The 13460-nt window shown below is 63.3% G+C and carries 9 protein-coding genes and 1 pseudogene; 3 read left to right on the forward strand and 7 right to left on the reverse strand.

What is annotated here, in order from left to right; translation table 11 throughout:
• Positions 1-28: 28 nt before the first annotated feature.
• The 7 genes from ACIGKL_RS00325 to ACIGKL_RS00355 all read right to left on the reverse strand — a co-directional run bounded on the left by ACIGKL_RS00325 (position 29) and on the right by ACIGKL_RS00355 (position 7979).
• Complete coding sequence (locus ACIGKL_RS00325; RefSeq protein WP_003244715.1) at positions 29-1279, reverse strand: MFS transporter; 1251 nt, start codon at positions 1277-1279, stop codon at positions 29-31.
• A gap of 18 nt (positions 1280-1297) precedes the next feature.
• Entirely contained in the window at positions 1298-2137 is an 840-nt protein-coding gene (locus ACIGKL_RS00330) for an SDR family oxidoreductase (RefSeq protein ID WP_125919119.1), read from the reverse strand.
• A 50-nt stretch (positions 2138-2187) separates the two neighbouring features.
• Entirely contained in the window at positions 2188-3555 is a 1368-nt protein-coding gene (locus ACIGKL_RS00335) for a phosphotransferase family protein (protein ID WP_125919118.1), read from the reverse strand.
• Between the two features lie 19 nt (positions 3556-3574).
• Complete coding sequence (locus tag ACIGKL_RS00340; protein ID WP_003244709.1) at positions 3575-4021, reverse strand: nuclear transport factor 2 family protein; 447 nt, start codon at positions 4019-4021, stop codon at positions 3575-3577.
• A 20-nt stretch (positions 4022-4041) separates the two neighbouring features.
• Positions 4042-4839, reverse strand: coding sequence for an SDR family NAD(P)-dependent oxidoreductase (locus ACIGKL_RS00345; RefSeq protein ID WP_125919117.1), 798 nt, complete (start codon positions 4837-4839; stop codon positions 4042-4044).
• Positions 4840-4861: 22 nt separating this feature from the next.
• Positions 4862-6214: a DUF1329 domain-containing protein gene (locus tag ACIGKL_RS00350; RefSeq protein WP_125919116.1), complete on the reverse strand. Its 1353-nt coding sequence runs from the start codon at positions 6212-6214 to the stop codon at positions 4862-4864.
• Positions 6215-6314: 100 nt separating this feature from the next.
• Positions 6315-7979, reverse strand: a complete 1665-nt coding sequence (locus ACIGKL_RS00355; protein WP_003244705.1) for a DUF1302 domain-containing protein — start codon at positions 7977-7979, stop codon at positions 6315-6317.
• 296 nt (positions 7980-8275) lie between these two features.
• Between ACIGKL_RS00355 and ACIGKL_RS00360 the strand changes: the two genes are divergently transcribed.
• From ACIGKL_RS00360 to ACIGKL_RS00370, 3 genes and pseudogenes are all read left to right on the forward strand, one after another.
• The gene (locus ACIGKL_RS00360; RefSeq protein WP_195881790.1) at positions 8276-11833 is read left to right on the forward strand and encodes an indolepyruvate ferredoxin oxidoreductase family protein; all 3558 of its coding nucleotides are present in this window, start codon (positions 8276-8278) and stop codon (positions 11831-11833) included.
• 155 nt (positions 11834-11988) lie between these two features.
• Positions 11989-12111: pseudogene (locus ACIGKL_RS00365) on the forward strand (hydroxymethylglutaryl-CoA lyase); the annotation flags it as partial.
• Between the two features lie 113 nt (positions 12112-12224).
• Positions 12225-13406 carry an acetyl-CoA C-acetyltransferase gene (locus ACIGKL_RS00370; RefSeq protein WP_195881789.1) on the forward strand — a complete coding sequence of 394 codons (1182 nt, stop codon included), beginning with the start codon at positions 12225-12227 and terminating at the stop codon, positions 13404-13406.
• The last annotated feature ends 54 nt before the right edge of the window (positions 13407-13460 follow it).

The raw sequence follows: 13460 nt of genomic DNA on the forward strand, positions 1-13460 counted from the left end.
AAGTTGTCTAGATATTTAGCAAGCAGGCTCAATGTACCGGTAACGCTTCGCGCCTGAACACCGGGTAGCCACCCAGGGTCAGCAGCAGCAAGGGGCCCACCACGAAGCAGGCAAAACAAAAACCGAGCATGGCCGTATAGCTGCCGGTGTCCCTGAGCAAGGCACCGAACAACAGCGGCGATGCGGCCGCACCGGCAGTGATAAGACCCAGATGCACGCCGAACAGCCGGCCGTAATCACGCATGCCGAAGTAGCGGGCGATAAGGAAAGCGGCAATATCGAACTCGGCACCGGCACCGATGCCCACCAGCAGGGTGGCGAGGATGAACAGCAGCAGGTTGGCTTCGGTGTAGGCGAAAATCAGGCAGGCGAAGGCCGGAAGCAGCAAGGCCAGGGCGGCAACGCCCGGTGCCCAAAGGCGGTCGATCAGGTAGCCCACCACCAGCCGGCCAAGGATCAGCGAAATACCGAAACTGCTGAACACCTGGCTGGCCTGGGATGCGCTCAGGCCGCGATCCTGCAACAACGGCACGATATTGGTAACCATACCGACCACGCAGGCCACCACCAGAGTCATGGACAGGTTGCAGACCCAGAAGCGCCAGGAACCCAGGGCGTCGCGCAGCAAGATGCCGGGGTGGCGCACCGCCTCCACCATCGGCGCCTGCGCGCGGGCATCACCAACCGCCACCACCGGTACCAGCCAGCGCAACGCCAGTGGCAGGGCCAGCAGCACTGGCAACAGGCCGAGGGCGATGAAACCGGCCTGCCAGTTCCAACGGCCAATGGCCCAACTGGTGATCAGCGGCAGTATGATCGCCGCCAGCCCGGAACCGCTGAGAATGATCGCCAGGGCGAAGCCGCGGTTCTCCTCGAACCACAAGTTGACCAGGTGCGACCAGGTGATCTGCAGGGTCCCGACACCGGCCAGGGGCACCAGGAAGAAACCCAGGTAGAGCATCCAGATCGAGCCGTCGACGCGCGCCAGCATGAACAGGCTCAGGCTCAGCACGACCAGCGACACCAGGGTGACGGCGCGCAGGCCGTAGCGCAGGTTGAGCCAGCCGGCCAGTTGCGCGGCGACGATGGTGCCCAGGGACAGTGCGGTGATCGCCGCCTGCAGGTCGCTGCGCGCCCAGCCCATGGCCTGCTCCAGCGGGATGACCATGGAACTGAAGCTGTACAGCAGCAGCGAACTGGAACTGGTGGCCACGCCAACGATGGCCAGTATCAGCACATGCCAGCCGCGCTTGAACTCTTCATTGTTGAAATGCTTCATGCTCAAACCTCTGCCGAGTCAATCGGCACCAATGAAGACCGCCGCCTCGGCGCTTTTGCCAATGGTGTGTTCGCGGCGCGCGACGCCTGGCCGCCGGTGTGGTTCGCCGGACGCCAGGTCGTCTGGGTGGATCAGCGTCGGCCCGTTGCCCAGTCCGTCCAGGGCCACGGCAACCACGTCTTCGGCCTGGGGCAAGGGCATGCTCAGGGCATCGGGGATGTTCAACCTGACCATCGCTTCGCGCATCGTCGGGGTATCCACGGTGCCGATGAGCAGGTTCAGCACGTCCACGCCCCGGTCCCGCCACTCGGCCCACAGCGACTCGCCGAGGTTCATCGCGAAGCCCTTGCTGGCGCTGTACATGGCCAGCTTGCGGATGCCGCCCAGGGCGGCCTGCGAACCAACCAGGATCACCCCTCCCCGGCCACGGCCAAGCATCCGCCCTCCGAAGGCATGACAGCACGCCATCGGCGTCGAGGCGTTGAGACGCAGCAGCGAGCTCCAGTCCTCCACCGAGGTGTCGAGGAAACGGGTAAGGAAAGGGTCGCCGCCGGCGTTGTAGACGAACAGGCCGATCTCGCGCTCCGCCACGGCGGCGAGCAGGCTACTCGCCGCATCGGCATGCGACAGGTCCTGGCTGACCACCAGCACCTCGACGCCATGGTGGGCAACCAGTTCCAGGCGCAGCGCGTCCAGGGCGTCCTGGCGCCGCGCCACCAGCACGCAGTTCAGGCCACGCGCCGCCAACTGGCGGGCGAACGCCGCGCCCACCCCGTGCGAGGCCCCGGCGATCAGCGCCCAGGGGCCGTATTTCCGTTTGAACGCCAACGCATCGCTGGCTTGTTCGAGTTCACCCATCATCTGTACTCCTGGCCCAGAGGCCGCATAAGGGGGATGGAGCCGCGTGCCTAGATGGGCGGCAGGTCGATATGGCTGGCCGACGCGCCGATGGCGCTGCCACCGAATACCTGGACGCGACGTTCGATCTGCGCCATGAACAGGCGCAGCAAACGCTCGTCATACTCCGGCCCGGCATCCCGGACGAAAGCCTCCAGGGCGGCGTCGATCTGCCCGTGGTCCTCGAAGCGCCGCCCCAGCAGCACCTCGGCCTCCTCCCGCTCCAGGCGCCGCAGCTCAAGCTCCATGGCATCGGCGCGACCGAGGTACTCGACCAGCTTGAGCGCGGCGGCACGCCGGGACTTCTGGAACTCATCGCTCACCTCGATCCGCCCGACCGCGTCGGCGAGCATCGTCAGCAACTGGGCGTTCGCTCCCACCTCGACGAGTGTCAGTGACGGCGTCTCTATGGCAATGCCCATCGCCTCGGCCAGGGCATGCACGACAACGCGGCGCAGGGCCAGGTCGAACTCGATGTAGGTGTCATGCGGGTCGCCCGGCTGCGGCGTGGCGACGGTGGCGGAGAACTGCATGGTGCTGACAGTGGAGAACAGCACCGTGTGGTAACGCACCACATCCGCATCGGCCGGCTCGTCGCTGACCTCCTGGTAATAGCGGTACAGCTCGCTGAAGGTCTCGCCCAACGGCTCGTAGTTGTCGCGCATACGCGCCGAGGCCAGGTCCGCCAACGGGTCGCCGATCATGGCGAACTCGAAGTCGTAGAGAGCGTTGAGCTTGCCATCCGCGAACAGGTACTGGCCCGAGTCGTACTGCACGAAAGCGGCTCTGGTGCGGTGCCTGGGCACGTTGCGGCGTAGCCAGCCGAGGGCGAACTCGGCCAGCGGCTGTGGCCGAGTCTTGTTGCGCAGGTACAGCGGGTAATAAGCCTCCAGCCCGGCCAGGCTGATCTCGTCGGCGCCCTGCGGTAAGCGGACGCCCTTGGCCACGAACGGCTCCAGGGGCAATCGGTGCATGGCCGCCATGGCGCGCACGTACTGGCGGGCCAGTGCGCGGCGTTCCTCGTCGCTGGCGGCGCTGCCAACGTCGCGGGTCCCGGGCACCAGGTCCATGACGATAGCCGGCGGGTCCTCGCAGAAGCCATGGATATGCGGCACCGGGATACCCTGCTCGCCGAGCAGGCTGAGGATGTCCGCCTCGCGGCGCAGCTCCGGGAACGGGCTGACGTCGCCGCCGCGCTCGCCGCGGATGTGCAGGCGGAGGACTTCCTCCCCACGGCGCACGTCCAGGTTCCAGGCTGGCCGCCAGCGCGGCAGGCGCTGCATGGCCGTCACCTGGCCGCCACTCAGCCGTTCGACGAAGGTCCGCAGCTTCTGTTCGATGAGCGCTCCGGCGCTTTCTTGCGTGTCTAGCGATTGCATTCGCTTCTCCAGAAATTGCTCAGTGCTTCGCTTCGTCCAGGCCGGGGCCGCCGACCTGATCGAGCGCCACGCCTTTTTTCTTCGCCAGGTCGGCGGTATCCAGGTACTCACGCCAGGCCTTGATCAGGCCCTGCGCGTCGAGCTCGTAGACCGCCACCATCGAATGCGGCATCGGCTTACCGCTGGACACCGCGTAGTCGTCACGTTCGGTCATCACTAAGTTGTCGGAGGAAACCATGTGCCTGATGGTGCAAAGGTTGTGGCTGGTGTAGCTCATCTGTCGCTCGATCTCTCGGCGCAGCGCAGCGCGTCCGCGGATGACCGGGCCACCCGGGACCCAGAGTTGCCAGACAGCGTCCTCGGCCAGCATGGAAACGATCTTGTCGACCTGCGGCCGCGACTGGGCGCTGCCATCGCCCCAGGCAGCGCAGAATTCGCGGATGAAGTTCTCTTGTAACTGCCCCATAACGGCTCCTGATGAAAGGGTCAGAGGTAGGTGCGCACGACCGGCACCATTGGCGTGGCGCAGCTCATGCCGCCATCAACGCGCAATAGCGCACCATTGACGTAGCGGGATTCGTCCGAGGCCAGGTACAGCGCCATACCGGCGATGTCCTCGGGCTCGCCGAGACGCGGAACGTTCTGGATATCGAGAAAGGCCGCCTGCATCGCCGCGTTGGCCCAGCTTTCCATCGCCGGGGTGCGGATCACGCCGGGGAGAATCGCATTGCAGCGGATACCGCACTTGCCGAAGGTCGCGGCAATGCTCTGCACGTACCAATTCAGCGCCGCCTTCGAGGCGCCGTAGCTGAACTGGGCGACCTCGCCGGCGATCGAGCTGGTCGAAGAGGTGAAAATGATCGAACCCTCTCCCCTCTCCAGCATGTGCGGTAGGGCGTGCTTGCAGGCCAACACGCCGCCGAGCACGTTGACCCGCATGTTGGCGTGGAACAGCTCCTCGTTAAAGTCGAGGAAATCCACATCGCGCACGGTCGCCGGATTCTTGTTGACTGCATTGTTGAACAGCACGTCGAGATGCCCAAAAGCGTCGAGCGCAAGCGCGATCATCCGCCGCAAGTCATCTTCCACACCAACGTCGACCCGCAGTGCGATGGCGCGCCCACCGGTCTCGACTATGTCTTGCGCGACCTCTCGCGCCGCGTGTTCGTAGAGATCGGTGACCACCACGCACGCGCCCTGTCCGGCAAACATCCGGGCCGTGGCCCGGCCGATACCGCTGCCTGCTCCAGTGAGCACGGCGACCTTGCCTTCGAGATGTTGCATGACTTGACTCTCCTCGGCTGGTTCAGCGGGTCTGCCCGGCGGCGATGGTTTGCGGATTGGCCTCGCGCTCGGCGATCGCCTCCTTGCGGTAGCGGGTCGGACCATTGCCGAACATGCCGTACTGGTCGCGGGTGAAGTCGTACAGCGAGTAGGAATCCTGCTGCGGGTTGTTCGGCATACCGTATGCCTGGATGTTGTACTGCGCTCCAGCGCGGAACATTTCCCCGGCGTCATCCCAGGCGTCGTAGAGCGCGGCGCCGAAAGTATCCTCGTCGATGTAGTAGCGGCGCTGCTTCTGCGCGTGACGTACACCCTCCTTGCGCGTGGCCTCGACCACCCAGACGCGGTGCAACTCCCAACGCTCGCAGGCCGGGTTGATGTGCTTGGCCATCAGCTTGGTATCCATGTCGCACTTCCACTTCAGGTCGTAGTTGCTGTAGGGGATGAACATTTCCTTCCTGCCCAACAGCTTCCAGTCGAAGCGGTCCATCTTCCCGGAGAAGAGGAATATTTCGTCGTAGAAAGCCACTCCGCCGAACGCCGAGTTGGGCGTGTCGTAGGCGAACTCCGGGGCCTTGCGCACGCGGCGCTGGCCGGTCGAGTAGCTCCAGGCCGAACGCGCGCTCGTCACCGGGTCGAGGTAGTCCCAGTAGCCGGACGCCTGCCCGGCGGTGCGCGCCGGGGCGACGATGCGCGACCAGATACGCTGGGCGATGCGCGGATCGCGGCCCGGCACCTCAAGCTGATAGAAGGGCTTCTCGCCCGTGGAGCGGTTGGTGTTGGTCAAGGTCGGGCGCCCCTGGTTGACCACGTAGGCGCTGTGATTCCAGTCCCAGCCGTTCACGCCCTGATAGTTAAGGATGTAATTCCACATCACCTGCTGGCCGTCCTGCGGCAGCGGGAACGGCAGGCCACCGCGACAGGCCTCGGCAATGGAGAGGCCATCGTTGAACGACTTGCACTCAGGATCGTTGGCGTTGCGCTGGGTCGCGGCGAGAAACGCCTCGGGGAAGGCCGCGGTGCGGTGGGTCGGGTAGATATCCATGAAGTAGGTGTCGGGATTCTGCTTGAGCAGCCGCATCTGCCCGGCGGACAACTGGTCTGCGTACTGGTCGGCATTGGTTGCGGTGATACGCAGTCGAGGCTGCTCCCCGTCGAACGGATTGGGCCAGCTGCCATCGCCAGGTTGCAGGCTGGCCGGTACCTTGAGCCCCCCTTCGTAGGGAGGAATGGTGCCCTCCGCGTTGCCGGCGGCGATGGCGCCGAAGCGCGTCAGCTTGCCGCCGAGATCGTTGGGCGAATAGCTGTCGTCACCCAGCGCCGAGCCGGCCAGAGCGATGGCGAGCAGGCCCATCGTGTAGATGTTCGGTTGCATGGAAACCTCCACTCATAGTCTTGGGAAACGCCGGACAGGACGCGACCTCGTCGCGCACGCGATGTCATGGCGCTGCGCCGGCCGCGCGGCCGGCGGCGGATCAGAACGCGGTGCTCAGGGTCAGCGAGATCCAGTTGCGGTCGGACAGGCCGATATCGCCGGAGCCGCCGACCACGGTCTTGCCCACACCGGGGATGTCTGCGTACTTACGTGGGCTGCCGTAGCCGATATAGGCCAGGGTCACGTCGTAGCGCTCGTCCAACGTGCCCTTGACACCGATCTTGTAGCTGTACTTGCCCTCGCTGCCGCCACCGGTGGCGGCATTGCCCGAAACACCGTAGTCGAAGCTCATCGGCGCCGAGATGTTCCAACCTGGGAATACCCCCAGCCATTGCGGCGCGAAGTTGAAGGCGACACCGAGGTAGTTGCGTGTGGCACAACCCCACTCCTTGTCTTGGTTCGTCGGGCAGCCACCGTAGCCTTCGCCTTTGAAGAGTTCTTTGTGGTCGGTTACACGCTGCACGCGGCTGTAGGCCATCTCGGCGATGAAATTGCCGGTGTCGAAGTAGTCTGTGCGCGGTAGCAGCCATAGGCCGTTGATCACCAGGTGCCAGGTATCACCTCGCGCACCCTGGTTGTCTTGCGCGCTGAAATTGCTCGAAATCAGCGAGGCGTTACGCCGATAAGACAGATCCACCCCCAACGAGCCGCCCCCCAGCAGCGGCCCGGCCGACCAGCTCAGCCCATAGAGCTTGACGCTCTCGGCATAGACATAGCGGGCAAAACTGCTACCGACCTGCAGGCCCCAGGGGTTGTAGTCGTCGAATTCACGATAGTAGGCGCCGATGTCCGAATGCAGGAAATCGAGGCTGTAGGTACCCATCACCCCCCAGTTGCCACGGTCGCTCGGGGTCAGCGGATCAATCAAGGGACGCGTAAAGCCGGGCGCAACAGGCAACTGGTTCGGCCCTTCCAGAGCCACGTCGGCCGATGCCAGGTAGGTGCCGCCTTCCGGCGCACGGGTGGTATCCCATTCGAAGAAATACTGGGCGGCAAGAGATAGCCTGTCGGTCACCTGAGCCTGGGCCGAAAGCTGGGTCAGCGGCAGGAATATCTCGCGGGTTTCGGTGCCGGGGTTGCTCACGGCCTTGCGTCCATCAAGCGGGGCCTGCGAGTAGGAAACGGCATGGCCGGCAATCAGCAAGCCGCTCCCCCAGTAGACGGTATGCCGGCCGACGCGCAGGCTGACCGGCACATCTCCGAGATTGAGGCGGGTGAAAGCGAAGGCGTCCAGCAGTTCTCCGCTGGGTCCCCGGTGGTAGCGCTTGGTGAAGCCGGAGTATTCACCCCCTCGGTAGCTTGGCGTGCTCGGCCCCGGAAAGGCCCCGGGGTAGTAGACATTGCCCTGGGCGGTCTTCACCTCGCCATCCGTGTAGGCCTGGTCATACCAGGCGGCGGCGCTGACACGGAAACCGTGGTACTGCTGGTAGGCCAGCTCGAACTCGCTCATCAGGTCGAGGCGGTTGGTCACCACATCGCCACGGTCGAACCTGGAGTCGGACTCGTCATAGGTGGCGTTGTTGGCTAGCGCGCGCTCCCGGCCCTCGGCCCGGACACCCAGGTTGTAACGCAGCGTGTTGTCCCAGCGCAGCTTCAGGTCCGGGTTGGCGGTCTCGAACTCCCGCGCATGGAGCTGTCCGCCGCACGCCAGGGCCGCCGCCACACCAATCGCCAGGCGGCCCCCTATCAGGTTGGCACTCGACATCAGAAATCTCCGTCTCACTCGTTGTTGTTTTCCGCCACCAAGGCGGCGCCCTCGACAGGAGCGCAATACGAGTAAACGGGAGGGGGGAGACGGCGACAACGAATCGGGCTATCGCCGAAATGCAAAAGGCTATCGTCGAAATGCACGGGCAATCCGCACCAGGTATTTGATTATCAAATACCTTAAACATATTTTTATTGCTTCAAGATATCTGAACACAAGCCAATAATTTGTTCAAAATCAAAATGCGCCCTCCACAGACTGGCCGCATCGATAAGAACAATTGGAGGTTAGCCATGAGCACATCGCCCTCGCTGGAAGACAAGTACGTCCAGCAGACCGGAAAAGCCCTGATGACCGGCATCCAGGCGCTGGTGCGCCTGCCCCTGATGCAGCGTCAGCGCGACCTCGCCAACGGTCTCGATACCGCCGGCTTCATTTCCGGCTACCGAGGCTCGCCGCTGGGCGGTTTCGACCAGGCGCTGTGGAAGGCTCGCGATCACCTCAAGCAACATCACACGCTGTTCCAGCCCGGCGTGAACGAAGACCTCGCCGCTACCTCGCTGTGGGGAACCCAGCAGGTCAACCTGTTCCAGGGTGCCAAGTACGACGGCGTGTTCGGTATGTGGTACGGCAAGGGCCCAGGTGTGGACCGCTGCGGCGATGTGTTCCGCCATGCCAACGCCGCCGGCACCTCGAAGTTCGGCGGTGTGCTAGCCATCGCCGGTGACGACCACGGCGCCCGCTCCTCCTCTCTGCCACACCAGACCGAGCACATCTTCAAGGCGGTGATGATGCCGGTGCTGGCGCCGTCCGGGGTGCAGGAGTATCTCGACTACGGCCTGCACGGCTGGGCCATGTCGCGTTATTCCGGTTGCTGGGTGGCGCTCAAGGCGGTGGCCGATACGGTGGAAAGCGCGGCCATCGTCGATCTCGACATCAATCGCGTGCAGCCGGTCATTCCCGATTTCGAACTGCCGGAGGGCGGCCTTAACATCCGCTGGCCGGACCCGCCCCTTGCCCAGGAACAGCGCCTGCTGGAACACAAGCTGTACGCGGCGCTAGCCTATGCGCGGGCCAACCGCCTCGACCGTATCGTGTTCGATTCGCCCAAGGCACGCATCGGCATCATCACCTCCGGCAAGTCCTACCTAGACGTCTGCCAGGCGTTGAACATTCTCGGTATCGACGAGGAGCTGGCACAGCAGATCGGCCTGCGCTTGTACAAGGTTGGCATGGTCTGGCCACTGGAGGCCGAGGGCGTGCGCCAGTTCGCCGAGGGGCTGGAGGAGATCGTGGTGGTCGAGGAAAAACGCCACATGATCGAATACCAGCTCAAGGAGGAGCTGTACAACTGGCGCGAAGACGTGCGCCCACGCATCGTCGGCAAATTCGACGACAAGGGTGAGTGGAGCCTGCCGCACACCGACTGGCTGCTGCCGGCGATCAACGACCTGACACCGGCGCAGATCGCCCGAGCTCTGGCTAGGCGTATCCTGCGCCTGCATCCGAATGGCTCGCTGCAAGTGCGCCTGGCGGTGCTGGAAGCCCAGCTCGGTTGCAAGCAGCAGTTCGGTAACCTGATGGAACGCGTGCCGCACTACTGCTCCGGCTGCCCACACAATACCTCCACCAAGGTCCCGGACGGCAGCCGCGCCCTGGCCGGTATCGGCTGCCATTACATGGCCGCCTGGATCTACCCGCAGACTCAGACCTTCAGCCAGATGGGTGGCGAAGGCGTGGCCTGGATCGGCCAGGCGCCGTTCACGGAAACCCACCACGTGTTCGCCAATCTTGGTGACGGCACCTACTTCCACTCCGGGTTGCTGGCTATCCGCGCCTCCGTGGCGGCCAAAGTGTCGATCACCTACAAGATCCTCTACAACGACGCAGTGGCGATGACCGGCGGCCAGCCGGTGGACGGCACGCTGACCGTGCCGCAGATTTCCCGCCAGCTCGCCGCCGAAGGCGTACAACGGATCGTGGTGGTCAGCGATGACCCGGACAAGTATCAGGATGTGAAAGACCTGGCTCCCGGCGTGCCGGTCTATCGCCGTGACAGGATGGACGAAGTGCAGGACGAACTGCGCCAGTTCACCGGTGTATCTGCACTGATTTACGACCAGACCTGCGCCGCCGAGAAGCGCCGCCGACGCAAGCGCGGAAAGTTCCCCGACCCGGCGCGTCGGGTGGTTATCAACGAGGCGGTATGCGAGGGCTGTGGCGATTGCAGCAGCAAGTCCAATTGCATGTCGGTGGTCGCGGTGGAAACCGAATACGGCCGCAAGCGCGAGATCGACCAGTCGTCCTGCAACAAGGATTTCACCTGTCTATCCGGCTTCTGCCCGAGCTTCGTCACCGTCGAAGGCGGCAAGCTGCGCAAGCCCAAGGCCCTGGCGCAAAATGCCGAGGATGTCTGGGAGCTGCCTGAACCGGTGGCGCCGAGCCTGGAGGAGCCCTACAGCATCCTGGTCACCGGCGTCGGCGGCACCGGTGTGGTCACCATAGGCGCCCTGCTCGGCATGGCCGCCTTCCTCGAAGGCAAAGGTGCACTCAACCTAGACATGGCCGGCATGGCGCAGAAAGGCGGCGCGGTGTGGTCGCATATCCGTATCGCCGCCCACCAGGAGCAACTGTTCGCCCCACGCATCGCCGAGGGCGAAGCCAGCCTACTGCTGGGCTGCGATCTGGTAGTCAGCGCCAACAGCGAGACCCTGGCCAAGCTACGCCAGGGCGTGACCCACGCCCTGGTCAACAGCGAGGAAAGCATCACCAGCGCCTTCGTTCGCACCTTCGCTCGACAGGCGGAGAGCGGCAACCTGCAGGCCAACCCGGATCCGCAGTTCCGTACCGAGGGCATGGCCGCACAGATCAACGAGGCAGTCGGAGATGGTCAGGCGACCTTCATCGACGCCAGCAAGATTGCTACCGCGTTGATGGGCGACTCCATCGCTACTAACACCTTCATGCTCGGTTACGCCTACCAGAAAGGCTGGCTACCGGTGAGTGAGGCCGCCCTGCTGCAAGCCATCGAACTGAACGGCACGGCGGTCGAGTTCAACCGTACCGCCTTCGTCTGGGGCCGCCGAGCCGCCGTCGACCTGCCCCGGGTACAAGGCAAGCTCGCCACGAGCAAGGTCGAGAGCCGCGACCGGCAACTCTCGAAAAACCTCGACGAAATCGTCTCCCGTCGCAGCGAGTTCCTCACCGACTATCAGGACGCGGCCTACGCCGAACGCTACCGCAAGTTTGTCGAGCGATTCTGCGCCGCGGAAAGCGCCCTGATCGGTCAGCCCGGCGCTCTCAGCGAGGCGGTAGCACGCCACTACTTCAAGGTTCTGGCGATCAAGGACGAATACGAAGTAGCCCGCCTATTTACCAACGGCGAGTTCCTCGAAAAGATCGAGGCGACCTTCGAGGGTGACTATCGGCTGAGCTTCCACCTCGCCCCGCCGCTGCTGAACAAGACCACGCCTGGCGCGGAACCGGCCAAACGTAGTTTCGGCCCGTGGATGCTCAAGGGATTCAAGCTCCTGGCCAAAGTGAGGCGCGTACGCAATACCTGGCTCGATCCCTTCGCCCATACCCACGAACGCAAGGTGGAGCGTGAGTGGCTGCTCGGCTACGAACAGCTCCTCGACGAACTGCTGGCATCGCTCAGCCAGGACAAGCTCGAACTTGCCGTGAAGCTGGCCGAGCTGCCGGACGCGGTGCGCGGCTACGGCGCGGTCAAGGAGCGTTACCTGGCCCACGCCCAGGAGCAGAAAGCACGCCTGCTGGATCAATGGCGCAATGATGGGCAGCGGCTCCAAAGCGCAGCCCAGATAGTACGCATTCATGCGGCCCAGCTTTGATCGTGGCTGCATCCGCCAGGTTCGACGCGAGCAGGAGGTGCGCGAGCATGTCCGGAAACTACCGATTCTCCCAGCTCGCGCGTGAGCAGGAAGTGACAACGCGCACTGTCCGTTTCGATGAGGAACAGGGACTGCTACCGACCGAACGCCACGCCAACGGCCTGAGTACCCGATCCGGTATCGACCTGGAGCGGCTGATTACCGCCGGCCAACGCATCTGCGCCGTACTGGACAAACCCAATGGCTCGCGGGTGGCCCGAACACTAGGCAGGCACTAGCCCATGCCCTTGACCAGAGAACTAAATCCCCAAGAACAAGTTTTCTGCCGCCTGGCAGAACGTGGTGTCTTCTTGAAAAGACATGGCACCACGCTTTTAATTCGGAGGTCAACATGCAAGATGTCGTCATCGTAGCTGCAACTCGTACCGCCATAGGCGCCTTCCAAGGCAGCTTGGCGAGTTTTACCGCCGCAGAGTTGGGCAGCATCGTGATTCGTGCCCTGCTAGAGAAAACTGGCCTGGATCCGGCCAGCATCGACGAAGTGATCCTCGGCCAGGTACTAACCGCAGGCTGTGGACAAAACCCAGCTCGCCAGGCGGCAATCAACGCCGGCCTACCTTATAGCGTGCCAGCCCTGACCGTGAACAAACTGTGCGGATCGAGCTTGAAAACCGTCAGCATGGCGGCCCAGGCAATCCGCTGCGGTGACGCCGAAGTAGTGATCGCTGGTGGCATGGAGAGCATGAGCCAGGCTCCTTATGTACTGGCCAAAGCTCGTACTGGCCTGCGCATGGGTCACGCCCAACTCGCCGACTCGTTGCTACAGGATGGCCTGCTCGATGCTTTCAACGGCTACCACATGGGTATCACTGCGGAAAATCTGGTCGACTGCTACCAACTGACCCGTGAGGAGCAGGACACCTTCGCCGCACGCTCCCAACGCCTAGCCTGCGCCGCCATCGAGTCCGGTCGTTTCAAGAGCGAAATCACCCCGGTGGTTATTCCTCAGCGCCAAGGTGAGCCGCTTATCTTCTCCATGGACGAACAGCCACGAGCCGGAACCACCGCCGAGTCTCTCGCCAAGCTCAAGCCAGCATTCAAGAAGGATGGCAGCGTAACCGCAGGCAACGCCTCAACCATCAATGATGGGGCAGCCGCTGTACTCGTGATGAGTGCAGAAAAAGCCAAGACTCTTGGCCTACCCGTTCTGGCAACCATACAGGCCTATGCCAGTACCGGCGTTGATCCGCAGATCATGGGCATTGGCCCGGTATACGCCAGCAACATATGCCTAGAGAAAGCTCGCTGGTCCCTGGATGAAATTGACCTTATAGAAGCCAACGAGGCTTTTGCCGCTCAGGCTCTTTCAGTCGGTAAAGAACTGAAGTGGGATATCGACAAAGTCAATGTCAATGGCGGAGCTATCGCTCTCGGTCATCCAATAGGCGCGTCTGGCTGTCGTGTGCTGGTCAGCCTCATCCACGAGATGATCCGACGCGACGCAAAGAAAGGTTTGGCTACTCTGTGTATCGGTGGCGGGCAAGGTATCGCACTAGCACTTACAAGGCCTTAAGCATTACCTAATACCCACAAATACCCACACTCGCCAATAGACATTGGCGACCTA

Source organism: Pseudomonas sp. NPDC077186, from assembly GCF_044543505.1.
In the GTDB taxonomy this organism is placed as follows: Bacteria; Pseudomonadota; Gammaproteobacteria; order Pseudomonadales; family Pseudomonadaceae; genus Aquipseudomonas.

Bases quoted from the DNA above. Each gene is read 5' to 3' on its own strand.
- ACIGKL_RS00325 (WP_003244715.1), bottom strand. From the start codon at position 1,279: ATGAAGCATTTCAACAATGAAGAGTTCAAGCGCGGCTGGCATGTGCTG.
- ACIGKL_RS00330 (WP_125919119.1), bottom strand. From the start codon at position 2,137: ATGGGTGAACTCGAACAAGCCAGCGATGCGTTGGCGTTCAAACGGAAA.
- ACIGKL_RS00335 (WP_125919118.1), bottom strand. From the start codon at position 3,555: ATGCAATCGCTAGACACGCAAGAAAGCGCCGGAGCGCTCATCGAACAG.
- ACIGKL_RS00340 (WP_003244709.1), bottom strand. From the start codon at position 4,021: ATGGGGCAGTTACAAGAGAACTTCATCCGCGAATTCTGCGCTGCCTGG.
- ACIGKL_RS00345 (WP_125919117.1), bottom strand. From the start codon at position 4,839: ATGCAACATCTCGAAGGCAAGGTCGCCGTGCTCACTGGAGCAGGCAGC.
- ACIGKL_RS00350 (WP_125919116.1), bottom strand. From the start codon at position 6,214: ATGCAACCGAACATCTACACGATGGGCCTGCTCGCCATCGCTCTGGCC.
- ACIGKL_RS00355 (WP_003244705.1), bottom strand. From the start codon at position 7,979: ATGTCGAGTGCCAACCTGATAGGGGGCCGCCTGGCGATTGGTGTGGCG.
- ACIGKL_RS00360 (WP_195881790.1), top strand. From the start codon at position 8,276: ATGAGCACATCGCCCTCGCTGGAAGACAAGTACGTCCAGCAGACCGGA.
- ACIGKL_RS00370 (WP_195881789.1), top strand. From the start codon at position 12,225: ATGCAAGATGTCGTCATCGTAGCTGCAACTCGTACCGCCATAGGCGCC.